At 68.3% G+C, this 21,742-nt stretch carries 25 protein-coding genes and 3 tRNA genes; 20 read left to right on the plus strand and 8 right to left on the minus strand.

The genetic code is table 11. The features are described 5' to 3' along the window. Positions 1 to 9: 9 nt before the first annotated feature. Positions 10 to 597 (minus strand): hypothetical protein, encoded by a 588-nt coding sequence (locus tag HWD99_RS02050; protein ID WP_241794573.1) that lies wholly within the window; start codon positions 595 to 597, stop codon positions 10 to 12. An 84-nt stretch (positions 598 to 681) separates the two neighbouring features. On the opposite strand from HWD99_RS02050, the gene HWD99_RS02055 reads away from it, so the two are divergent. The 5 genes from HWD99_RS02055 to HWD99_RS02075 all read left to right on the plus strand — a co-directional run bounded on the left by HWD99_RS02055 (position 682) and on the right by HWD99_RS02075 (position 3,846). After that, the gene (locus HWD99_RS02055; RefSeq protein WP_241794574.1) at positions 682 to 1,614 is read left to right on the plus strand and encodes a PfkB family carbohydrate kinase; all 933 of its coding nucleotides are present in this window, start codon (positions 682 to 684) and stop codon (positions 1,612 to 1,614) included. A gap of 86 nt (positions 1,615 to 1,700) precedes the next feature. Continuing rightward, positions 1,701 to 1,785, plus strand: a tRNA-Tyr gene (locus tag HWD99_RS02060). Positions 1,786 to 2,185: 400 nt separating this feature from the next. Then, positions 2,186 to 2,452 carry a hypothetical protein gene (locus HWD99_RS02065; RefSeq protein ID WP_241794575.1) on the plus strand — a complete coding sequence of 89 codons (267 nt, stop codon included), beginning with the start codon at positions 2,186 to 2,188 and terminating at the stop codon, positions 2,450 to 2,452. Positions 2,453 to 2,466: 14 nt separating this feature from the next. Next, positions 2,467 to 3,330, plus strand: coding sequence for an FHA domain-containing protein (locus HWD99_RS02070; protein ID WP_241794576.1), 864 nt, complete (start codon positions 2,467 to 2,469; stop codon positions 3,328 to 3,330). A gap of 132 nt (positions 3,331 to 3,462) precedes the next feature. Next, positions 3,463 to 3,846, plus strand: coding sequence for a hypothetical protein (locus HWD99_RS02075; RefSeq protein ID WP_241794577.1), 384 nt, complete (start codon positions 3,463 to 3,465; stop codon positions 3,844 to 3,846). Between the two features lie 13 nt (positions 3,847 to 3,859). On the opposite strand, the gene HWD99_RS02080 is transcribed toward HWD99_RS02075, so the two are convergent. From HWD99_RS02080 to HWD99_RS02090, 3 genes are read right to left on the minus strand one after another with little or no spacing between them, the layout of a single operon-like run. Then, positions 3,860 to 4,279: a hypothetical protein gene (locus HWD99_RS02080; RefSeq protein ID WP_241794578.1), complete on the minus strand. Its 420-nt coding sequence runs from the start codon at positions 4,277 to 4,279 to the stop codon at positions 3,860 to 3,862. Positions 4,280 to 4,329: 50 nt separating this feature from the next. Then, on the minus strand, positions 4,330 to 4,845 hold the full coding sequence (locus HWD99_RS02085) for a gluconokinase (RefSeq protein ID WP_241794579.1): 516 nt from the start codon (positions 4,843 to 4,845) through the stop codon (positions 4,330 to 4,332). 10 nt (positions 4,846 to 4,855) lie between these two features. After that, a complete protein-coding gene (locus tag HWD99_RS02090; RefSeq protein ID WP_241794580.1) occupies positions 4,856 to 6,265 on the minus strand; it encodes a GntP family permease in 1,410 nt (469 codons plus the stop codon). A gap of 136 nt (positions 6,266 to 6,401) precedes the next feature. Here HWD99_RS02090 and HWD99_RS02095 point away from each other — a divergent pair, with 136 nt between their 5' ends. The 8 genes from HWD99_RS02095 (at position 6,402) to HWD99_RS02130 (ending at position 12,037) form a co-directional block, all read left to right on the plus strand. Next, on the plus strand, positions 6,402 to 7,109 hold the full coding sequence (locus HWD99_RS02095) for a FadR/GntR family transcriptional regulator (protein ID WP_241794581.1): 708 nt from the start codon (positions 6,402 to 6,404) through the stop codon (positions 7,107 to 7,109). A 9-nt stretch (positions 7,110 to 7,118) separates the two neighbouring features. Continuing rightward, positions 7,119 to 7,619, plus strand: coding sequence for an FBP domain-containing protein (locus HWD99_RS02100; protein ID WP_241794582.1), 501 nt, complete (start codon positions 7,119 to 7,121; stop codon positions 7,617 to 7,619). A gap of 36 nt (positions 7,620 to 7,655) precedes the next feature. Further along, a complete protein-coding gene (locus HWD99_RS02105; RefSeq protein WP_241794583.1) occupies positions 7,656 to 8,453 on the plus strand; it encodes an enoyl-CoA hydratase/isomerase family protein in 798 nt (265 codons plus the stop codon). A 158-nt stretch (positions 8,454 to 8,611) separates the two neighbouring features. Beyond that, positions 8,612 to 9,580, plus strand: coding sequence for a hypothetical protein (locus HWD99_RS02110; RefSeq protein ID WP_241794584.1), 969 nt, complete (start codon positions 8,612 to 8,614; stop codon positions 9,578 to 9,580). Further along, positions 9,577 to 10,371, plus strand: coding sequence for an inositol monophosphatase family protein (locus HWD99_RS02115; RefSeq protein WP_241794585.1), 795 nt, complete (start codon positions 9,577 to 9,579; stop codon positions 10,369 to 10,371). Before HWD99_RS02110 ends, HWD99_RS02115 begins: the two co-directional genes overlap by 4 nt. A gap of 122 nt (positions 10,372 to 10,493) precedes the next feature. Beyond that, a complete protein-coding gene (locus tag HWD99_RS02120; RefSeq protein ID WP_241794586.1) occupies positions 10,494 to 11,789 on the plus strand; it encodes a M23 family metallopeptidase in 1,296 nt (431 codons plus the stop codon). 68 nt (positions 11,790 to 11,857) lie between these two features. After that, positions 11,858 to 11,929: transfer RNA gene (locus HWD99_RS02125), tRNA-Thr, on the plus strand. 34 nt (positions 11,930 to 11,963) lie between these two features. Continuing rightward, positions 11,964 to 12,037, plus strand: a tRNA-Met gene (locus tag HWD99_RS02130). A gap of 46 nt (positions 12,038 to 12,083) precedes the next feature. Here HWD99_RS02130 and HWD99_RS02135 read toward each other — a convergent pair. Beyond that, positions 12,084 to 12,647, minus strand: a complete 564-nt coding sequence (locus HWD99_RS02135) for a GNAT family N-acetyltransferase (protein WP_241794587.1) — start codon at positions 12,645 to 12,647, stop codon at positions 12,084 to 12,086. Between the two features lie 117 nt (positions 12,648 to 12,764). On the opposite strand from HWD99_RS02135, the gene HWD99_RS02140 reads away from it, so the two are divergent. After that, on the plus strand, positions 12,765 to 12,938 hold the full coding sequence (locus HWD99_RS02140) for a hypothetical protein (protein WP_241794588.1): 174 nt from the start codon (positions 12,765 to 12,767) through the stop codon (positions 12,936 to 12,938). A gap of 76 nt (positions 12,939 to 13,014) precedes the next feature. Here HWD99_RS02140 and HWD99_RS02145 read toward each other — a convergent pair whose 3' ends face one another. Together HWD99_RS02145 and HWD99_RS02150 are read right to left on the minus strand one after the other, a co-directional pair. Further along, positions 13,015 to 14,700 carry an MDR family MFS transporter gene (locus HWD99_RS02145; RefSeq protein ID WP_241794589.1) on the minus strand — a complete coding sequence of 562 codons (1,686 nt, stop codon included), beginning with the start codon at positions 14,698 to 14,700 and terminating at the stop codon, positions 13,015 to 13,017. Beyond that, positions 14,701 to 15,312 (minus strand): TetR/AcrR family transcriptional regulator, encoded by a 612-nt coding sequence (locus HWD99_RS02150; protein ID WP_241794590.1) that lies wholly within the window; start codon positions 15,310 to 15,312, stop codon positions 14,701 to 14,703. 107 nt (positions 15,313 to 15,419) lie between these two features. Between HWD99_RS02150 and HWD99_RS02155 the strand changes: the two genes are divergently transcribed. The 6 genes from HWD99_RS02155 (at position 15,420) to HWD99_RS02180 (ending at position 20,748) form a co-directional block, all read left to right on the plus strand. Continuing rightward, entirely contained in the window at positions 15,420 to 16,034 is a 615-nt protein-coding gene (locus HWD99_RS02155) for a TetR/AcrR family transcriptional regulator (RefSeq protein WP_241794591.1), read from the plus strand. Further along, entirely contained in the window at positions 16,024 to 17,460 is a 1,437-nt protein-coding gene (locus HWD99_RS02160; RefSeq protein ID WP_241794592.1) for an MFS transporter, read from the plus strand. The genes HWD99_RS02155 and HWD99_RS02160 overlap by 11 nt, the downstream gene beginning before the upstream one ends. Before the next feature lie 3 nt (positions 17,461 to 17,463). Beyond that, complete coding sequence (locus HWD99_RS02165; RefSeq protein WP_241794593.1) at positions 17,464 to 18,657, plus strand: M20 family metallopeptidase; 1,194 nt, start codon at positions 17,464 to 17,466, stop codon at positions 18,655 to 18,657. Positions 18,658 to 19,220: 563 nt separating this feature from the next. Continuing rightward, entirely contained in the window at positions 19,221 to 19,787 is a 567-nt protein-coding gene (locus HWD99_RS02170; RefSeq protein ID WP_241794594.1) for an RNA polymerase sigma factor, read from the plus strand. Beyond that, the gene (locus HWD99_RS02175; RefSeq protein WP_241794595.1) at positions 19,784 to 20,407 is read left to right on the plus strand and encodes an Asp23/Gls24 family envelope stress response protein; all 624 of its coding nucleotides are present in this window, start codon (positions 19,784 to 19,786) and stop codon (positions 20,405 to 20,407) included. The genes HWD99_RS02170 and HWD99_RS02175 overlap by 4 nt, the downstream gene beginning before the upstream one ends. Then, positions 20,404 to 20,748, plus strand: coding sequence for a hypothetical protein (locus tag HWD99_RS02180; protein ID WP_241794596.1), 345 nt, complete (start codon positions 20,404 to 20,406; stop codon positions 20,746 to 20,748). Before HWD99_RS02175 ends, HWD99_RS02180 begins: the two co-directional genes overlap by 4 nt. Positions 20,749 to 20,825: 77 nt before the next feature. On the opposite strand, the gene HWD99_RS02185 is transcribed toward HWD99_RS02180, so the two are convergent. Further along, the gene (locus HWD99_RS02185) at positions 20,826 to 21,671 is read right to left on the minus strand and encodes an SDR family oxidoreductase (RefSeq protein ID WP_241794597.1); all 846 of its coding nucleotides are present in this window, start codon (positions 21,669 to 21,671) and stop codon (positions 20,826 to 20,828) included. Positions 21,672 to 21,742 lie beyond the last annotated feature (71 nt).

Here is a 21,742-nt window from a genome sequence, read left to right on the forward strand (position 1 = left end):
GGGAGCAGCTCAGTCGAACAGGTGCTCGATGATGCTGGAGGTGTACCCGGTCGGCGCGAGGTTCGAGTACACGGTGTCGATCAGGATGTCGTCGCGCCAGAACAGGGTGCGCCCGTCTGTGACGGGGTACTGCGGGTCGGGCCAGGTCTTCTCGCAGCGGGTGCCCCCGTCGGGCGTGAAGCAGCTGAATCCCTCGTTCGTCACCAGGGCGTTGAGCATGTCGAGCGCGGGGCCGCGGTTCATCCCCGAGATCGTGGTCACGAGCCCTGTGGTGTCGGCCCGCGGGTCGCGCCAGATGCAGGTGAGGGTGCCGTCGGCGCCGACGCCCGACGGTCCGAAGGCGGGGTCGTTCAGCGGTGTCTCTCCCAGCTGCGACAGCACGTCCTCGGAGAGGATGGCCCGGCAGTCGGTCGGCAGCGCCACCGGCGTGGAGGTAGGGGTCGGGGAGGCGGTCGGCGTCGTCGTCTGCTCCGGCTCTGCGCTCGACGACGCGGCGGGTGTCGAATCGGCGTCTCCGCCGCCGGTCGCACCGCCGCAGCCTGCGAGCAGGGTGATCAGGGCGAGAGCCGCGGCTCCCGAGGCGAGACGAGCGTTCATGCGCTCACCGTAGCGCTCCGCGCAGGCGTGACGACAGAGGCGGGCCGGATGCCGCGCGCACCGACCGCGAGTAGTGTCGGCAGGGTGAGTGGTGAAAGCGTGCACGAAGCCTCGTCCGTCGTCGTCATCGGAGACGCCCTGATCGATGAGATCCGCGACAGTGCCGGCGTCCGCGAGCTCGTCGGGGGAGCGGCGCTCAACGTGGCCGTCGGCCTGCGGCGACTCGGCGTGCCCACGACGTTGATCGCGATGGTGGGTGACGACGAGGCCGGCGACCACATCCGCGAGTATCTCGACGATCACGGTGTCACGCTCGTCGGCACTCCGGCGCCCTACGGGTCGTCCAGGGCAGTCGTCCAGCGCACAGCCGACGGCGAACCCACCTACGTCTTCAACGAGGCGGCGCAGCGGCGCAGCATCCGCTTCTCCGACGCCGCGGTCAGCGCGATCGCCGATGCCGACCTCGTCGTCGTCAGCTGCTTCCCCTTCGATGTTCCAGTCGAGGTCGAGGCGCTCGTCGAGGCGACGCGCGGAAAGCGACTCGCCATCGATCCCAACCCGCGTTCGGGGATGCTCCGCGATCGCGACGAGTTCGTGCGCGGCTTCGAGGCTCTCGCGCCGCACTCGGCGATCGTGAAGGTCGGTGCCGACGACGCCACCCTGCTGTACGACGGCGATCTCGACGCCCTTCGCGCGCGTCTTCGCGCGACCGGCAGCGGCGCGGTGCTCGCGACGGCGGGGGCGCAGGGAGCCGTGCTGGAGTCGGATGCCGGCGTCGTCTCGGCGCCGATCGCCACGCTTCCCGGGCGCATCGTCGACACGGTCGGCGCCGGTGATGCGACACTCGCCGCCGTCGCTGCCGGCCTCGTCCTCGACGCGCCCAGGGACCTCGACGCATGGACATCTCTGCTCGAGCGCGCGATGGACGTGGCGGCCGCCACCTGCCGTGCGGAGGGTGGTCTGCTCCGCACGCCGGAGTCTCTGGCAGACGCCGAGCGCGGCGTGCACGGCAGCTGACGCCTCGATTTCTCGTGCCTGCCTCCGACAGGTATGATTGATACTCGTGCCCCCGGTTGGCTGTCGAAGTCGGACGGGTGCGCTCTGGCGAGTTACCCAAGCGGCCAAAGGGATCTGACTGTAAATCAGCCGTCTTAGACTTCGGGGGTTCGAATCCCTCACTCGCCACCATGAGGTGTTCGCGGATCTCGAGGATTCCGTTCTCGGATCTCGGAGCACCAGGTACACGAAGAAAGCCGCCGGAATCCCGGCGGCTTTCTTCGTTCGTCGGCACCGGCCCGCGACCTTCATCTGCTACCCGCGCGGTCCGACCCGGATGCGGGGCAACGGAATGACGCCCGTCAGGCAACGGCCTCAGTCTCAGAGCACCTGCTGCGCGTCTCGAAACGAATGACCTTTCCTTCTGCCCCTCATTGGCGGGATCCTCCTCGTCGTCGCGCAGTCACGCCCGCTCGAGGGTGCGGGATGCTGTGTGCAAATTCTTGAACGCCATCCAGATATCCATGGACAGGGGGTCCATTCGAGCGCATACTCATACCCATAGGACATGGCCTCAGCAAAGGAGCACACCATGAGCGACTCGAACGAACCCGCTGAGCTCTTCTCCTCGCCTTCCGGGCCCGACGGCGCATCCATCACCGACTGGACCGACCTCGGGCGGGAGATGTGGGCGTACCTCACCGGACGCGGCGCAGCGGTGAACTACACCTTCGACGACATGACCGTCGAAGTGCCTCGGGACATCGGCCCCGACGCACCCCGTGCCACCTGGAAGTTCAACGGCACGCTGCGCGTCACGACCAGCGACAGCGCGTCGGGCGACGCGCATTCGGTCTAGCGGAGCCGACTCCGATGATCCGCCTCGACATCGATCTGCACGTCGAGCAGGTCGGACCCGACGACGACATCCCGACACGCTTCACGGTCAGGGCCGCGGGGAGCGAGGTGGTCGTCACCCTCGAAGAGAGCGCGGGCCTCGGCGGAATGAACCGCCATGACCTCGCGGCTCTCATCCCGCTGGCCGACGGGCTGGCACGGCGCGGCATCCGTGTGCGGGTGGACGGGCCGAAAGGCACCCTCGTGCACCTCGGCGATGTGAAGAGCGGACCCGTCGGGCGGGTGATCGCCGGTTCCCCGCACATCCGGCTCGGGCACCTCGCCACTCTCCTGTCCGAGATGCAGCACGGAGAGCGGCGAGGCGGCTTCCGTCTCCCCGCGCCTCCGCCGACCCCGTTCCCCCTCGTGCCGACGCTCGCCAGGAGGGTCCGGCGACGCGTGACGACGACGCACTACATCCCCGGCTCCGGCCGCCCTCGGCTGATCTTCGCCGTGGGGTCGGGTGACTGGGATCGCAGCAAGCCGAGGGAGTTCGACCTCCTTCCCGGACGCACGGTGATCGGCTCCGGCCCCGACGCCGATCTGCGCCTCGAGGGATTGGAGGCGCGTCACGCCGAGATCAGGCACAACGACGACGACGAGTACGTCCTCTACTCGTTCGCTCCCACCGGCGGAGGGCGGCCGAATCTGCCGCACAGCTCCGACGACGCGAGGATCCTGCGGACCGGCTCGCGCATCGAGATCGGGACCTGGCGACTCGCGTACTACCGGGAGGAGTTCGCGGATCACGGTCGTCCGTTCGGCGGGCGCCAGGGCGGCGAGTACGAGTTCCAGAAGCAGCAGCCGATCCGGCCGTACGGATCCGGCGAGCTCGGATGACGGGTTCGCCGCCGAGACATCAGACTGCTCCACGAAAGCCCCGGAGGGCGTGAGTCACTCCGGGGCTTTCGTCGTCCCGCGACGGAGCGGGCAGGATGGACCCTGTACGTGGAGATCGGTCGAGGGGGCGCCGTGGATGACGAGGACCGCAGTGCGCTCCGCCGAGGGCTCCGCAGCGCACTGATCTTCTACGTGTGCCTGCTGCCGCTCGGTGCGGTCGGCGCGGTGTACTTCCTCGTCGCCGGGAGTGTGACCGTGTCTTCGCACGATGAGCTCCGCGAGGCGACGTTCGGGTGGCCGTTCGGCTGGGTCACGCAGGACCTGTCGCGGTATCAGCCGGTCGCCTACCCCGCGACGATCGAGTTCGAATATCAGCGGGCATGGCACGATCCGATCGAGACCTCGTACGACCTGTGGCTCTTCGCTGCGGACAGCGCGATCGTCGCAGCCGTCCCGACGGTCATGCTGCTCATCGGCCTCGGGATGCTCCGGGCGAGGCGTGCGCTCCGCGAGTAGTCCGAGCGCCCGGTCAGGGGCGGATCCGGAGGTCCGCGTACGGATAGTGGCAGTCCGCGACGCTCTCGCAGTCGCGGTCGGGAACGAGCATGAGCATCGCCGTTCCCGTGAGGTGCGGCGGCAGATCGACCGAGACCGTGGTGGATCCGATCTCGAGCCGCGCCCCGGTGCTCGTGTCGCCGTCGGCGGTGCGGACGATCACCTCACCGGCCACGTGCTCGTCGACGTCGCAGCCCGCGGGTGTGATCGACACCGACACCGTCTGGCCCGCGTGCGGCAGAGGATCATCGGTCGTCAGCATCATCGCGATCCCCTCGCAGGCCTCCGGAGCGGCAGAAGGGACGGCCTCGGGGGGAGTACAGCCCGACAGCCCTCCTCCGAGCGCCACTGCCGCGAGCACTGCTCCGATCGAGTACCGCGTCGAACTCTTCATACCCTCCAGTGTCGGGGGTTCCGCGATCGTCTCAGCAGTGCGTGATCGTCTCAGTACTCGGAGTGCAGTCGCAGACGCGAGGCGATCTGCGCCGCCTGCTCCTGAGGGGAGAGGGCGATGTCGATCTCGATCGCCCTCTCGTCGTGTCCCAGCGGCTCGAGCGTGGCGAACTGCGAATCGAGCAGTGTGGCGGGCATGAAGTGCCCCTGTCGGCGAAGCATCCGATCGAGGATCAGCTCGCGCTCGCCGGTGAAGTGCACGAACGTGACCGCGTCGCGCCGCAGCACATCACGGTAGCTGCGCTTGAGCGCCGAGCAGGTCACGATGCCGGGCTCACCGGCGGCGATGCGCTCGTCGATCCATTCCGCGATGCGGTCGAGCCAGGGCCAGCGGTCGTCGTCGTTCAGTGCGTGTCCCGCCGCCATCTTGGCGACGTTCGCTTCGGGGTGCAGGTCGTCGCCCTCTTCGAAGCTCCAGCCCAGCCGGCCGGCGAGCATGGCTGCGACGGTGGACTTGCCGGTGCTGGCGACGCCCATGAAGACGAGAACCGGTGCAGTGGTGGTCATCATGAGGGCCTCACACGAAGATGCTCAGGACGAGGACGCCGGCGAGACCGGTGACCGAGATCAGACATTCGAGCACGGTCCAGGACTTGAGGGTCTGCGGGATGCTCAGGCCGAAGTATTCCTTGATGAGCCAGAACCCGGCGTCGTTGACGTGCGAGAGGAAGACCGAGCCCGAGCCGATCGCGAGCACGAGCAGCGCGACCATGGGGGAGTCGAGTGTCTCGGTGAGGGGCTGGAGGATGCCTGCCGCGGTGATCGTCGCCACGGTCGCCGAACCCGTCGCGATGCGGATCACGACGGCGACGAGCCACGCGAGCACGAGCACGGAGACGGAGGATCCCGACACGAACTCGGCGATCACGCCGCCGATGCCGGTGTCGACGAGCACCTGCTTGAAGCCGCCACCGGCTCCCACGATCAGAAGGATGCCGGCGATCGGACCGAGCGACGAGCCGACGATCTCATTGATGCGCGTGCGGTCGAACCCTGCGCCGCGGCCGAGGATGAAGAATCCGGCGAGCACGGCGATGAGCAGCGCGATGACGGGGGTGCCGAGGAAGTCGAGGGTGAGCTTCCAGGGTGCATCCGATCCGGCGGCCGAGATGTCGGCGACCGCCTTGGCGAGCATCAGGAACACGGGCAGCAGGATGCTGATGAGGGTCGCGAGGAACGACGGCCGGCGCTTCTGCACCTCTCCCTCGTCCTCTTCGGTCACGAAGAGCTCGGGAACGGGCACGTCGACCCAGCGGGCGGCGAAGCGGGCGAACAGCGGCCCCGAGATGATGACGGCGGGGATCGCGACGATGACGCCGAAGGCGAGCGTGAGACCGAGGTTCGCGCCGAGCGCGTCGATCGCGGCGAGCGGGCCGGGGTGCGGGGGCACGAGTCCGTGCATCGCGGAGAGTCCGGCGAGGGTGGGGATCGCGATGCGCATCAGCGGCTGTCCCGAGCGACGCGCCACGAGGATGATCACAGGCACGAGGAGCACGAGGCCGACCTCGAAGAACATGGGGAGGCCGATGACGGCGCCGATGAGGCCCATCACCCAGGGCAGCGACCGGGCGCTCGCCCGGCTCACGAGGGTGTCGACGATGCGGTCGGCTCCGCCCGAGTCGGCGAGGAGCTTGCCGTAGATCGCGCCGAGCGCGATCAGGATGCCGACGCCTCCCATGGTCGATCCGAACCCGGCGGAGAAGCTGGTGACCGAGGCCGCGATGTCCATGCCGGCGATCGCGCCGGTCGCGAGGGCGCCGATCGTGAGCGACAGGAACGGATGCAGCTTGACCCAGGTGATGAGGACGATGATGACCGCGATGCCGATGACGGCGGCGGCGATGAGCTGGCCGGCGGGGCGATCGACGGCGGGGGTGTCGCCGACTGCCGTCACGAGAGCGGACGCGGCGGGGGTGAAGAGTGCCATGAGCTTCCTTGATCCAGGCGGTGGTTCTGCCTTATGTCGTACATAATAAGCACGCCACCCGACACATGCGCAACATAACACTGTCGGAGACCTCTGAAACGCCACGACATCGCACGAGGGCGGGCATACTCGAGGTATGAATGCCCCCACCGTCGCAGGCAGCGTGCACGAGTCGCTCGTCGACGAGCTCGGCCGTGCGATCGTGGACGGTCGCCACGAGCCCGGCTCCCGCATGCTGACGGTCGAGCTGGCGCAGGAGCGCGGCGTCTCCCGCTCCGCGGCCCGTGAGGCCGTGCGGGTGCTGGAGTCCTTCGGGCTGGTGTGGGTGCGACGCAAGTCCGGTGTCGAGGTGCGCCCGCGCGCCGACTGGAACGTCTACGCGCCCGAGGTGATCGCGTGGCGCCTGGCGGGACCGGGGCGGGATGAGCAGCTGCGCGAGCTCAGCCAGCTGCGATCGGTGATCGAGCCCCTCGCCGCGCATCTCGCTGCGGGCGCCGCGTCGTCCGAGCAGAAGGTCGAGCTCGTCTCGCTCGTCGTCGCGATGGGCGAGGAAGACCACGAGGCCGATCGAGAGCGCTACCTGACCGCCGACGTGAGATTCCACCGGCTCCTGCTCGACGCATCGGGCAACGGCATGCTCGCGGCGCTCGGCGGCACGGTCGAAGCGGTGCTGCGCGGACGCACCGTGCACGACCTCATGCCCCACGTCGCGAACCAGAGTGCGGTGCAGTGGCATCGAGACGTGGCATTCGCCGTTGCCAGCGGGGATGCGGGTGCGGCGGCCGCCGCCATGCGCAACATCGTCTCCGAGGCGGATGAAGCCATGCAGCGGGCGGCTTCATAGACTGGTGAGATGCGAGCTCTCACCGAAGCGGAGGTCCGCGCGTCCTTCGTGAACGCGGATGCCGACGAGCTGCGGATCATGGAGATGCCGCACGACTTCGTCCTGACCGACTGGGACTACCTCGACTTCTTCGCCTGGCGCGACCCGGGTGCGGGCCGCCGCGGGTACGTGCTGATCCAGCACGAGGGTCGCATCTCGGGGGTGGTGCTGCGCGCGAGCGACCCGGGCCGTGGCCGCTCGGGGATGTGCAACATCTGCCACACCATGCAGCCGGGCAACCAGGTGGCGCTGTTCGGCGCACGTCGCGTCGGTGAGGCCGGGGCGCGCGGCGACTCGGTGGGTACCTACATGTGCGCCGATCTCTCCTGCCACGAGAACGTCCGCCTCGCCCACCCTCTCGCCCCCAACGAGATCCGCTCGCCCGGCCAGGTCGATTTCCGCCTCGACGGCACCCGGCGGCGCATGGAGGCGTTCGTCGGGCGGGTGTGGGCGTCTGCAGATACCGACTAGCCTGGGGGACTACGCACTGCGCTCGAAGGAGAAGCCATGAGTGATGTCATCCTGTTCCGTGTCGAGGAGGGGATGGCGCGACTCACGCTCAATCGTCCCGCGAGACTCAACGCCTTCAACGCCGAGCTCGCGCACGCGTGGCGCGACGTCACGCAGGAGGCGACGTCGCGGCCCGAGGTCAAGGCCATCCTGATCGACGCCGTCGGCCCCGCGTTCTGCGCCGGCGGCGACGTGATCGACATGTCGACCACCATGGGGTCGGGCGCCGACATCACGGCGCTCGCCGAGGTGATCAACGCCGGCATCCGCTCGCTCACGGAGTCGTCGGTGCCGGTGGTCGCTGCGGCGCACGGCACGACGGCAGGCGGCGGCCTGGGCATCCTGCTCAGCAGCGACTACGCCGTCGTCGGGTCTCGTTCGCGCCTGGGCAGTCTGTACGCGAACATCGGCCTCACGCCCGATCTGTCTGTTTCTGCACAGCTTGCGCGCGCCGTGGGCCAGCGTCGCGCTCTGCAGCTCGTGCTGCAGGACCGCCTGCTCACCGCCGACGAGGCCGTCGAGTGGGGGCTGGTGGCCGAATCGGTCTCCGGGTCGGATGCGGCAGACGAGGCCGACGCCGTGCGTGCGCGGGCCGAGGAGGTCGCCCGGTTCTGGCTGGCGGGTGCCGCCGACGCCTACGGGCAGGCGAAGCGCCTCGTGCGTTCGCAGCCGGAGCGGACGTTCGTCGAGCAGCTCAGCGAAGAAGCGCGCTCGATCGGTGCGTCGCTGGAGACACCTGAGGCGCAGGCGCGCATCGCCGCGTTCGCGGCATCTGCGGCTCGCGCGGGGCGCTGACGCCGCAGACGCGGGCGAACCGTCCGGGGAGACTCCGTCTCCGGGTGAACCCGTGTCCCGGGGAGCGCGGCACGAGTGCACAACGGGTGTGGACACGTCTGAATCGACGCGCTCGCATGCAAGGATGAAGCGCAACGCCGCTTCACGAGAGGAACGCGATGTCCCAGCCGGAGATCGCCCAGCAGCCGAGTGCGCTGGGTGAGAAGAAGAACCTGTCCCTCCTGATCCGAGGGGCGATCTGGATCGCCATCGGAGCGCTCATCGCCGCTGCACTGGTCTGCGTCGTGTGGGTGCTCATCGGCGATCAGGACGGACTCATCGGCAGGGCGTTCCTGACGATCCTCCTGCTCGCCGCGTTCGCGGGGATCGCGATCCTCGAAGCGGGACTCGCGCCCAACCGTCCGGACTGGCTGTCTCTCGCGAGCATGGTGAGCTGGATCGTCGCGCTGCTCGTCGGCGCCGTCAAGATCTGGCTCCCCGAGGACTCCTTCTCCTTCACCGCGGGCGAGAGGTTCTTCCAGTTGCTGGTCGTCGTGGGCATCCTGCAGCTCGCGCTGCTGCATGTGCGTCTGTTCACTCCGGCCGCACAGCGCCACGTGACCACGTTCACGCGCATCATCTACATCGCGACGATCGTGTTCCTCGGCGGCCTCGTCGGGATGCTCGTGTTCTTCCTGACGTTCCCGCACACGTTCGAGTACGGCGAGCTGTACTGGCGCATCGTCGTGGCGCTCACCATCCTCGCCGCCGTCGGCACGACCCTCATTCCGCTGCTCAACGCCCTGTTCGCGCCGAAGAAGCACGCTCCGATCGCGCAGGTCGGTGCTCCGGTGGCGCAGGCCTGGCCCACCTACGCCGACGCGGTCACACCCTTGCCGGTGCTGCCCGACGGGTCGCCTGACTGGAACGCCTATTACACGGGTCGGCCGTCGGTGCCCCAGCCGCAGCATCAGGCGGCGCTGCCCGCACCGCCGGCGACCCCGTTCCCGGTCGCACCGGATCCCGCAGCACAGACGACCGGGCAGCCCGCGCCGCCCGCGCCTCCTGCGCCTCAGGCGCCGCCGGCTCCGCCCGTGCCCCCGGCGTATATCGACTACCCGCCGGCTCCGCCGCGCCCTCCGCAGTGAGCATCGTCGCGGATCTGGTCGAGCTCGCCGCCGCCGTAGCGCGCGAGGCCGGCGATCTGGCCAGAATGAGACGTGAAGAGGGCGTGCACCTCGCGGCCACGAAATCGACCCTCGCCGACATCGTGACGGATGCCGACCGCGAGGTCGAGGAACTCATCCGCGCGCGCCTTCGCGAAGCGAGGCCCGGAGACGGGTTCCTCGGCGAGGAGTCCGCCGCCGATCCGGGTTCCACCGGCATCACCTGGGTCGTCGATCCCATCGACGGCACCGTCAACTACGCCTACGGCATTCCCGCCTACGCGGTGAGCATCGCCGCGGTCGAGGGCATCGCCGATCCCGATCAGTGGCAGGCGCTCGCCGGGGCCGTGTACGCCCCGGCATCCGGAGAGCTGTTCACCGCGGGCAGGGGAGCAGGCGCCTGGCTCGACGATCGCCGTCTGGCTGTCACCGTCGACACTCCTGCCGGAGCACTGCTGGCGACGGGCTTCGGCTACGACCCCGCCACTCACGACGGCGACCTCGCCACGGTCCGCAGCATCATGCCGATCGCACGCGACCTGCGCCGGGCGGGAGCCGCCGCTCTCGACCTCGCCTATGTGGCGGCAGGACGACTCGACGGATACTTCGAGCGCGGGCTCAAGCCCTGGGACTTCGCAGCGGGCTCACTGCTCGTGAGCGAGGCGGGAGGACGTGTGACGAGGCTCGATACGGAGTCGCTGAGACCCATGCTCGTCTCCGGTGGAATCGAGGTCCATGCGCGGCTTCTCGATATTCTGGGAGATGAAACGTGAGCAATTCATGGCATTCCCAGGTCTATCAGGCTAGGGTTTATCCGATCGTTACTTTCACCGGCCCGAATCGATGAGAGTTACAAGCGCCCCCGAGCTTGACGTTTAACCCGAGAGAATCTGTTTTGCCCTTCGAGAATCCCCAGGCTGCCTCTGCGCCCACGCGCCGATCCAGTCGTCCCCGCATCGCGGCCTCAGAGGCCTCCGCGGCAGGAGCAACGGCGACCACCTCCGAAGACATCAACACTGTCTCCGTAGCGACCAGCACTGCCACCGAAGCCTCCGGCGTCGTCCCCGAGGCACCGCTGTCGCGCCGTGCCGCCCGCCAGCGCCTGAGCACGGCCGAGATCTTCGTCGCCGCCGCGACCGCCGATTCTGCGACCGACGCCGTCGTGCCCGCCGATGAGACCGAAACCGCCGTCGCAGACGTGCCCGCTCACTCCGAGCCCGCCATCGTCTCGCTCGACGTCGACTCGGAATCCGCGCCGCAGGCATCGCGCCCGGCCGAATCCGCATCCGCATCCGCTCCTTTCCCGTCCACCGAAGAGGACGCGTTCGAGATCGCAGCTCGCGCGTTCCGTTCGGTCGCGACGGCAAGCACTCCGGTCGCCGAGCAGCCGAAGGCGTCCACTGACTCCGCTGCCCCCGAGGCGTCCACTCCCCATGTCGCGGTCGGCCGGCGAACGCCTCGTCGTTTCCTCGCGATCGGTGCGACCGTCGGCGTCATGAGCCTCGCGGGTCTCCTCGCGGTCGGCATGACGCTCCCCGCAGAGGCGGTCGCTGCAGTGCAGGGTGGACAGAGCCTCGCGTCGACCTCGCTGGTCGCCGCCTCCGGATCGGCGTCGAAGGCGTCGTCCGACGATGAGATCCAGGCCTTCGTCACGTCGTCCGACGTGCAGAACGAATCCCTGGCTCGCTCCGACAGCTTCTCGACGGTCTCGCTCGTCCAGGTCGCGTCCGAAGAGGGAATCAACTACTCGAACGAGCTCTTCACGAACGACACCGAAGCGGCCATCCAGTGGCCGTTCAAGGTCGGCGTGGGCATGAGCTCGGGATACGGCATGCGCTGGGGTCGTCTGCACGAGGGCATCGACTTCGTGCCCGGCGAGGGCGCCCCGATCCAGGCGATCGCCGACGGCGTCGTGCGCATCGCGACCGAGCAGGGCAACGCCTACGGCGTCACCGTGTACATCGATCACGTGATCGACGGTCAGGTCATCACGAGCCACTACTCGCACATGCAGTACGGCTCGCTGCAGGTCAAGGCCGGTCAGACGGTCAAGGTCGGCGACATCGTCGGGCACACCGGCAACACCGGTCGCTCGTACGGCGCGCACCTGCACTTCGAGCTCATCGTCAACGGCAGCACGATCGATCCGCTGCCGTGGTTGCGTGAGAACGCGGGTCGGTACTCGTACTGATCGGCTCGATTTCATGAGGACGCCATGGAGATGGTATTCTCGTGTGGTTGCCCCGCGAGGGGCAGCACGCCCCGATAGCTCAGTGGCAGAGCACTTCCATGGTAAGGAAGGGGTCGTCAGTTCAATCCTGACTCGGGGCTCACAGTGTTCGTATCTGCGATGCGGATACAGTGCGGCAGGGTAGCTCAGCTGGTCAGAGCGCACGACTCATAATCGTGAGGTCGCGGGTTCAAGCCCCGCTCCTGCTACAGATGAAAACCCCCGGGATTCCCGGGGGTTTTGTCGTATCCGACGTCATACGCGGCCGGATGAGAGCCGGCCGCTCTCGGTGAGGCGCGCGTAGATGTACATGTCGCGCGGACGTCCGTCGATCCGCTTCCACGCCCGCAGGAGGCCCTCACGCTCGTAGCCGGCTCGCTCGGCCACGCGCCAGGACCCTTCATTGCCGGGTTCGACGTACAGCTCGACTCGATCGATGCCCTCACGGGTGACCGCCCATCTCGTCAGCGTCGCGAGGGCATCGCCCGCGTATCCGAGACGGCGCTGCGACGGTCCGATCCAGTACCCGACACTCGCGCGGGCGTCTCCTGCCCGGAAGAGGCCGATATGTCCCACGGCGCGGTCGTCGTGATCGGCGATCGCGAACGCGTACCCCTCGCCGGAGCGCAGCCGGTCGTGCTGGCGCCTGACGAACGCCCGTGCCGCGGCCTCGCCTGCGAGCCGTGGCACCGTCGTGATGAGGGGGATCAGCGGATCGCTCGCCGCCTCCTGCACGATCGCGATGTCCGACTCGCGCCACTCGCGCAGTCGAACGCGCTCTCCGGTGAGCATCGGCAGAGGTCGTCGAGCGTCGATCATGCCCCGATGGTCCCACACCGCCGATCAGGTGACGGCCACGGCGCTGTCAAGGGGATCCCGCGCCCCGCGGCGGTCGCGCACACTGAGATTTCAGCAACCCGACGATCGGAGCGACAGATGTCTGACCAGAAGAGCACTCCTGACGGAGTCGAGGGGATCGACGCAGTCGGCGTCGACGCGGATTTCGTGACCAACGACCCGGCGCCTGCTCCCGACGAGGCGACACCGGGGGAGGAGCAGACCTCCGAGAGCCCCGACGAGGACTCCGTCGACGTCGCCGACCTTCCCTGATCGCCGACCCTCCTGACGCAGAAGAGAGCGCGGGCCCGCACCTCGAACATGAGGTGCGGGCCCGCGCTGCGCGTCGTCAGCGCGCGTCGGGCGTATCGCCGTCGTCCGGGGAGTCCGCGTCGCCGGCGTGAGTGTGCGCTCGGGGCGCGGCCCCCACCCGTGCGTCGCCGCGCATCTCGGCCTCGAGCCGCTCCGCCTCGTCGCCGCTGATTGCCTCGCCGCGGGCCACGAGTCCGGCCTGATCCGAGAGCGGGATCTGCTTCAGGAACAGCGACAGCACGAGCGCCAGGACGATGAACGGCACGAGGAACCAGAAGACGGGTGCGAGAGCATCCGCATACGCCGTGACGATGCCGTCGCGCACCTCGTCCGGCAACGCGTTCAGCGTCGCGGGATCGATCGTGGAGGCGGCCTGCGAGGCATCCTCCGGGGATGCCCCGGCATCCGCGAACACGCCGAGCAGGTTCTCGGTGAGACGTGTCGTGAAGATCGTGCCGAACACCGCGGTGCCGAGCGACGCCCCGACTTCGCGGAAGTAGTTGTTCGTGCTGGTCGCGGTGCCGATCTCGCCGGCCGGGACCGCATTCTGCACGACCAGCACGACGACCTGCATGATCAGGCCGAGGCCCGCCCCGAACACGAAGAGGAAGGCGCAGATGAGCCAGATCGGCGTGGTCGCTGACAGCGTGGTCATCGAGACCATCGCGATGCCGGTGAGGATCGTGCCGACGATCGGGTAGATCTTGTACTTGCCGGTCTTCGAGATCGCGATACCCGAGAAGATCGAGGTTCCGATCAGACCCACCATCATCGGGATCATGAGCAGGCCGGACGCCGCGGCCGAGGTGCCGGACGACATCTGCAGGAACGTGGGGACGAAGCCGATAGCAGCGAACATGCCGATGCCGAGCACGAGTCCGATCGCGGTCGCGTTGACGAAGATCGGGTTGCGGAAGAGGCTGAGCGGGATGATCGGGTCCTGCACCTTCGACTCGGTGATCACGAAGGCGGTCGCGGCGACGACGAGACCTGCACCCCACGCCCAGGTGGCGAGCGAATCCCAGCCGAACTCCTTGTCGCCACCGAAGTCGGTGAAGAAGATCAGGCACGTGGTGGCGATCGACAGGAAGATCACGCCGAAGATGTCGATCGGCTTCTCGGCCTTCTTGCTCGGCAGCTTCAGTGCGACGAGAGCGATGATGAACGCGGCGATGCCGACGGGGATGTTGATGTAGAACGCCCACTGCCACGTCATGTGATCGACGAAGAAGCCGCCGAGGAGCGGTCCGGCCACGGCGGACAGACCGAACACGGCGCCGAGCGGACCCATGTACTTGCCGCGCTCGTTGGCGGGGACGATATCGGCGATGATCGCCTGCGACAGGATCATCAGCCCGCCGCCGCCGAGGCCCTGCAGGGCGCGGAAGGTGACGAACATCCAGAAGTCGGTGGCGAAGGCGCAGCCCACCGAGGCCAGGGTGAACAGGGCGATCGCGACGAGGAAGAGGTTGCGACGACCGAGGACGTCTCCGAACTTTCCGTAGATCGGCATGACGATCGTCGTCGCCAGCAGATAGGCGGTGGTGATCCACACCTGGTGGTCCACACCGCCGAGCTGTCCGACGATCGTCGGCATGGCGGTCGAGACGATCGTCTGATCGAGGCTCGAGAGCAGCATGCCCGCGATCAGGGCGCTGAAGATGATCCAGATGCGGCGCTTCGTGAGCAGGAAGGGCGCATCCTTGGTGGCTGTGGCGGACATTCAGTCGGCTTTCTGTGATGGTGCGAACACGGTGCGAGCGACCTCGAGCCGACGGCTGACGAGATCGCTGAAGGACTCGGTGGAGTGGTGGTGCAGCAGCTGGTCCATGCTCAGGCGCACGAGGGCACCCACCGACTGGACGAGCACCTCGGCACGCAGTGCGGCATCGGCTCCCTCGCCTGATCTGCGCACGATGAGCTGCATGTCGCGCCGTTCGTTCTTCGCGATCTGCTCGAAGGCGGCCTTGATGAGGCGGGGCTCCTGCTCGATGATCGCGAACACGGCGGGAGCATCGTCGAGCGGGTTGAACAGCTCGAACCGGGCCATGGTCAGTCGGATGAAGTCGTCGAGCAGATCTCCGCCGTCTGCGACGAACTCCTCTTCGAGAGCCTCCTGGCGAGGGTCGATCGCGGCGAAACCGAAGACCGCGTTCTCCTTGCTCTCGAAGTAGTTGAAGAAGGTCCGTCGCGAGACGCCGACCTCGGCGCACACCTCTTCGACCGTGAAGCCCGCGAACCCGTGCTCCGATGTCAGGCGACGGGCGACGTCGGTCAGCGCGCGCGATGTCTCACGCTTGCGCTGATCACGCAATGACTCTGCACTCTCGCTCATAGAGTGCAATATTGCACTCTGAACCTAGGAGTGCACTGTGAGGATCTGGGAGCGATCGTGTCCTTCTCGTAACACTTACGAAACACTCCGTATCGTATCGTTGGGCCATGGCACCCGAAACGAGCGACAAGACCGGCCGTCCCACCGACGAAGACCTCTCGCGCCGGATTCTGGCCAGCGCCGCAGACCTGCTGGGGCAGCGCGGGTACCAGGCTCTCAGCGTCGAGCAGGTCGCCAAGGCCGTCGGATGCGGCAAGACGGCCATCTACCGCCGATACCCGGACAAGGCCGCCCTCGTCGCGGCCGTGCTCCGCGCACAGGTCCAGGTCGGGGACATGCCCGATCGCGGGAGCATCCGCGCCGATCTCCTCGAGCATGTGCTGCAGAACCAGCGCAACCAGGAGATCTCGCCGGAGCAGAGCCACGGGCTGCGGGCCATGTTCGAGCCCGATGTCTTCCCCACTCTGTGGGACACCTTCTTCCAGCACCGTCGCCGTCAGGGGATCGAGATCATCGATCGCGCGATCTCCCGAGGCGAACTCCCCGAGGACGTCCACCACGACATCCTCCTCGACACGATCGCCGGGCTCACCCTGTACCGGCAGTCCGTGAAGCGCGTACACATCGATCAGCGCCATTACGTCGACATCATCGACGCTCTCGTCAGCACCCCACCGCGTCGACTGACCGACGCCGATGAACAGGCCCACATTGACCACTGACACACCACCCCTCACTCGATCGATCCCGGGCGTCAGCGCCCGCGCGGTCGTCGGATTCCTCGTCTTCTGCGAACTCGCCAGCGGGTTCGTGCAGGGCTTCTACGCCCCGCTGCTCGGAGAGATCGCCGGCCACCTCCGGGTGTCCGACGCCGACATCACCTGGTTCCTCACGGTCCAGACGCTGGCCGCGGCGGTATGCGTGCCGCTCCTGTCGAAGCTCGGCGACATCTTCGGGCACCGACGTATGCTCCGCATCGCGGTCGTCGCCGTTCTCATCGGCACCCTCGTGACGGCCTTCCTGCCCAGCTACCCGCTCGTCCTCGCCGCCCGCATCCTCGTCGGGCCGCTCGCGGTCTGGCTTCCTCTCGAGATCGCGCTCGTACACAACCGCATCAAGGGCGAGACGGCGCGCACCTCGATCGGCCTCCTCGTGTCGTGCCTCACCGGTGGGGCGATCCTCGGCACCATCTCCGCCGGGGTCTTCTCGGCGATCCTCCCGAGCCTGACCCTCACGCTGCTCGTGCCCGTACTGTTCGTGGCGGTCAGCGTGTACGCGGTCTTCTTCAAGGTTCCGGAATCGACCTCGCGCACGGGCGCGAAGATCGACGTGCTCGGATTCGTCGGCATCGGTCTCGCGATGGTCGTCCTGCTGTTCGGGCTGCGCCTCGCGTCGAGCGAGGGCTTCGCCTCCGTGCCGACCATCGCGACGCTCGCCGCGGCCGTGGTGATCTTCGTGCTCTGGGTGCTGTGGGAGCTGCGCACGGACGCACCGGCGATCGATGTGCGGCTGATCGTGTCTCCCCGACTCGGCCCGGTGTACCTCACGGCGTTCCTCTTCGGGATGGTGATGTTCGGCGCACAGGCGCCATCGACGACGTTCCTCACCGCCGACCCCGCCGTCGCCGGCTACGGCTTCGCGGCGACCGCGGCGACGGCCTCGGCGGTCACGGCCGTGGTCACCATCCTCGCGACGGTCGGAGCAGCGACGTTCGCGCCCATCGCGCGCCGGATCGGCATCCGTGCCGTGCTGGTGAGCGGCGCCGTCTTCGCCGCATCGGGCTCTCTCATCCAGATCGCCTTCCACGACCACCTCTGGCAGATCTTCATGATCTCCGCGATCAACGGAATCGGCATGGGCTTCCTGCTCGGAGCGCTCCCTGCCCTGGTCGCAGAACTCGCTCCCAGCGACTCGACAGGCATCGCCGCAGGCGTGTACAACTCGCTGCGCACGCTCGGCGGCTCCGCCGCCGGGGCCGTGTTCGCCGTGCTGCTCGCCGGATTCACCACCTCCGGCGCGCTCCACTCGTCGATAGGCGGTTACATCACGATCTGGAGCGTCTGCGCCGGAGCGTTCGTCATCGCCGCCTTCGCACTCGCGTTCATGCGGATGCCCGGCAAGACCGACTCCTCCCTCACGAAAGGCTGACCCGTGACGATTCCTGACTTCTCCGAGGACGCCGCCGCGATCCTGCCCGACCTCGTCGCGCTCCGTCGCGCCCTGCACGGCGATCCGGAACTGGGACTCGACCTTCCGCGCACCCAGCAGAAGGTCCTCGACGCGCTCGCCGGCCTTCCGCTCGAGATCACGACGGGCACCCGTACGACCTCGGTGATCGGCGTGCTGCGTGGCGGGCTGCCGGGGCCGACGGTGGTGCTGCGCGGCGACATGGACGCGCTCCCGATCGAGGAGGCGACCGGCCTCGACTTCGCGTCGACCAACGGCGCCATGCATGCGTGCGGTCACGACCTGCACACCGCCGGCCTCGTCGGCGCGGCGAAGATCCTCTCCGCCCGGCGGCAGGAGCTGCACGGGTCGGTGATCTTCATGTTCCAGCCCGGCGAAGAGGGGCACGGCGGCGCGAAGATCATGCTCGACGAAGGACTCCTGAGCGCCGCGGGCGATCGACCTGTCGCGGCGTATGCCATCCACGTGGCTCCGGGGCCCCACGGTGTCTTCGCGACGCGCGGGGGAGCTGTCGCCGCCGGCTCCAATCAGCTGCATGTCACGGTGCGCGGACGAGGCGGGCACGGCTCGCAGCCGCACCAGACGCTCGATCCGGTGCCCGCAGCCGCAGAGATGGTGCTCGCGCTGCAGAGCTTCGTGACACGGCGATTCGATGCCTTCGATCCTGTCGTGCTGTCGGTCACCCGGCTGTCGACGGGTGAGGGCGCGGTCAATGTGATCCCCGAGTCGGTCGAGCTGGCGGCGACGGTGCGCCACATGTCAGCGTCGTCGCTCGCGATACTGCAGGAAGGACTGCCGCGAGTGATCGAGGGCGTCGCCGCGGCGCACGGACTGACCGCCGACGTGCGCTTCGAGACGATGTATCCGGTGACGGTCAACGATCCGCACGAGACGGTCGAGACGATCTCCGCCCTGCAGGGGGTCTTCGGTGGGAACCGGGTCCTGACGATGCCGTCGCCGATGATGGGGTCCGAGGACTTCGCGTTCGTGCTCGACGAGGTCCCGGGCACGTTCATCGCGCTCATGACATCTCCGCCCGGCACCGACCTGGCGACCGTCGAGTGGAATCACTCGCCGCGAGTGGTGTTCGACGACGCCGTGCTCGGCGATCAGGCGGCGGCGCTGGCGACCGTCGCGTTCGCTCGCACCGCCCGCTGATCAGCACCCGATCAGCGCGTTTTCAGAGGCCGTTCCCGCATGTGCGGGAACGGCCTCTGTCGTGCGCCCCGACGAATCTGTGACGATGTGCGCGCCAGACCCGTCTTAGGAGTGACGCTGCGCTGCGATCTGCGATCACCACTCGCGGATCCGCGACCGAAGGAGCACACGATGAAGACAGGCGGACGACGCTCCGCGACGCTCTCGTCCTGCTCCCGGCGGGGGCGGGCAGCGACGGGCCGAGTCCCGTCGTCCGCACCAGACCTCGGTGATCCGCGCGATGGCGGCCGTCGTTCCGGCCCTCACCGGAATCGCCCCGTTCCCGGAGCCTTCGCGCCTCGGGCGGCGGTGATGGACGACGGTGCAGCCGTTCGCGGACCGACGGGGACCGGCCTCGAGGCCGGAGCTGGGGGTCGTCGTGGGGACGACGGCCCTCAGCGCAACCCCCTACCCTCGCGACGTGTTTCCTGCGGGAATGACGTGCGGGGGAGGCGTCCGGAGCCGATCCGCAATCGTGTCGGCTCCGAATCTCTCTCGAAGGAACACAACGAAGGGGTGGCCGCATGGGTGGGGAACGCTACCGCAGCGCTCTCGAGCAGGCCGATGACCGGATCGTCGCCGGTCGGGCCATGGACGGCGATGTCGCGGCTTTCGCCGTGCTCGTCCGCCGGTACACGCCGATGATGCGCGCGTACACGCAGCGCATGCTGAACGCGTCGTCGGAGGTCGACGACATCGTGCAGGAGAGCTTCGTCACGGCCTGGCAGCGTTTCTCGGATCTCGACGATCCGGCCAAGGTCAAGAGCTGGCTCATGCGGATCGTCAGCCGCAAGGCGGTCGACCGCATCCGAGCCCTGCGCCCGACCGTCGACGTCGACGACGTCGAGCAGTCCGCGCCGCTCCGGTCCTCACCCGACAGGGTCGTGGAGGCCAGGGCCGGTCTCGAAGCCCTCGGCGTCGCTTTGCAGGAGCTGCCCGCGTCACAGCGAGAATGCTGGGTGCTCCGCGAGATGGGCGGGTACTCGTACGATGAGATCGCCCAGGAACTCGACATCTCGGTATCGACGGCGCGAGGACTTCTCGCCCGTGCGAGAAAGTACATGATCGTCCGAATGGAGGCCTGGCGATGACAGACGGACAGGGACCCGGTGATCTTCACCTTCTCGGGCTCGAGCCCGACGACCTCGACGGGCACACGCTCGACGAACTGACGGACTACCTCGAGGCGGGGAGACAGCCCCGTGACCCGTCGATCGAGGGCTCGGCGGGCTGCCAGCTCGCTCTCGACGCACTGCAGCGGCTGCGTGGACTGGGCGGCCAGCTGATCGATGCCGACGCGGCCGCGATGCCCGAGGTCGAGGAGAGCTGGGTCGACCGCATCCTCGACGGCATCGCGTTGGATGCGCGAGCAGGGCGACGCATCCCGTTCGCTGCGGATGCCGACGGCGCGGACTTCGCGATCACTGAAGGCGCGGTGAGAGGCCTCGTCCGCTCCGCGGAGAACGCCGTCGACGGGCTGCTCGTCGGATCCACGCATCTGCGGGGCGATGCGTCGGTGGTCGGATCGCCGATCCGTCTCGAGGTCGAGGCGAGCGCGTTCTATGGCGCGCGGATCCCCGATGCGGTGGCGCGACTGCGAACCGAGATCGCGGAACGGCTGCGTCACCACACCGAGCTGAATGTCGTGTCGATCGACATCACCGTCAGCGACATCCAGCAGATCGACACCTGGGCGAAGGGGACACGATGAACACGGACCGCGGCGATGTCGCCCGGAGGATCGAAGAGGCGATTCTGCGGACCCAGGGTGTGCGCAGCCTCTATCGACCCGGATCGCTGATCACCAATCTCGTCGGTGCGAGCGCGGCGGCTGTGGGGATCGTCTCACCGACCGAACCCCTCGTCGCGGTCACCGTGGCGGGAGAGGGGGCGACCGTCGACGGGGCTCTCGGCATCGACTACACCTCGCCGGCGATCGACACCCTGCGGCTGGTGCGCTCGTCGATCGGCGACGCGCTCGCCGATCTGGGGCTGACCGCGACGCGGATCGGGCTCACGATCGCCTACGTGCATCCCCGCGAGACCTCCTGAGTCGTCTCGTGAGAGCCCGCTGAGAGAGGCGCCGGACCCCTGGGGGATCCGGCGCCTCTCGAGGATGTCCCCGGTGATCAGGCGATCGCGCGGAGTCCCTCGACGAGCGGGGTGGTGGGGCGGCCGATCAGGCGCGAGAGCGTCCCGTCGGTGTCGGCGAGTGCCCCGCCGGCGATCCCGGCATCCAGGGCGACGACGAATCCGGCCGTTCCCTCGTCGAGTCCCGCCGCCCGGAGCGCAGCCAGCTGCTCGTCGGCCGTGAGGGCGTGGTACTCGATCTCGCGGCCCACGACCTCGCCGATCGCCGTGGCCAGCTCGCCGTAGTTCCACGCGACGTCGCCGCCCAGCTCGTAGACCTCGCCGATGTGCCCGTCATCGAGGAGAACGACCGCGGCGGCCTCGGCGAAGTCCTTGCGGCTCGCGGAGGCCACGCGTCCGTCGCCGGCGCCGGATGCGAGCACGCCGGTCTCGGCGCCGCGGGCGAGATCTGCGGCGTAGTTCTCGGTGTACCAGTTGTTGCGGAGGATCACCGCGGGCAGGCCGGACGCGACGATGGCCTCTTCGGTGGCCTTGTGCTCGGGCGCGAGGACGAGGTCGCTCGTGGTCGCCTTCGGAGCGCTCGTGTAGACGAACTTCGACACTCCCGCGGCCTTCGCGGCGTCGATCACGGCCTGATGCTGCGCGATCCGCTGCCCGACCTCCGAACCGGAGATCAGCAGCACCGAGTCGACGCCCTCCAGCGCGGCGGCGATCGAGGCGGGGTCGGCGTAGTCCACGCGGGCAGTCGGCACTCCGAGGTCCTGCGCCTTGGCGACGTCGCGGACTCCGGCGACGACGGACTGCGGGTCTGCGCCGCGCTCGAGGAGGCTGGCGATGACGAGGCGTCCGAGCTGGCCGGTGGCGCCGGTGACGAGGATGGTCATGGGGTGTCCTTTCCGTAGGTGACATGACCCACAACCGCTCGCACGCTCACGGACATTCCGATCCGCTGGTA

The organism is Microbacterium sp. C5A9, from assembly GCF_022627955.1.
Taxonomy (GTDB): Bacteria; Actinomycetota; Actinomycetes; order Actinomycetales; family Microbacteriaceae; genus Microbacterium.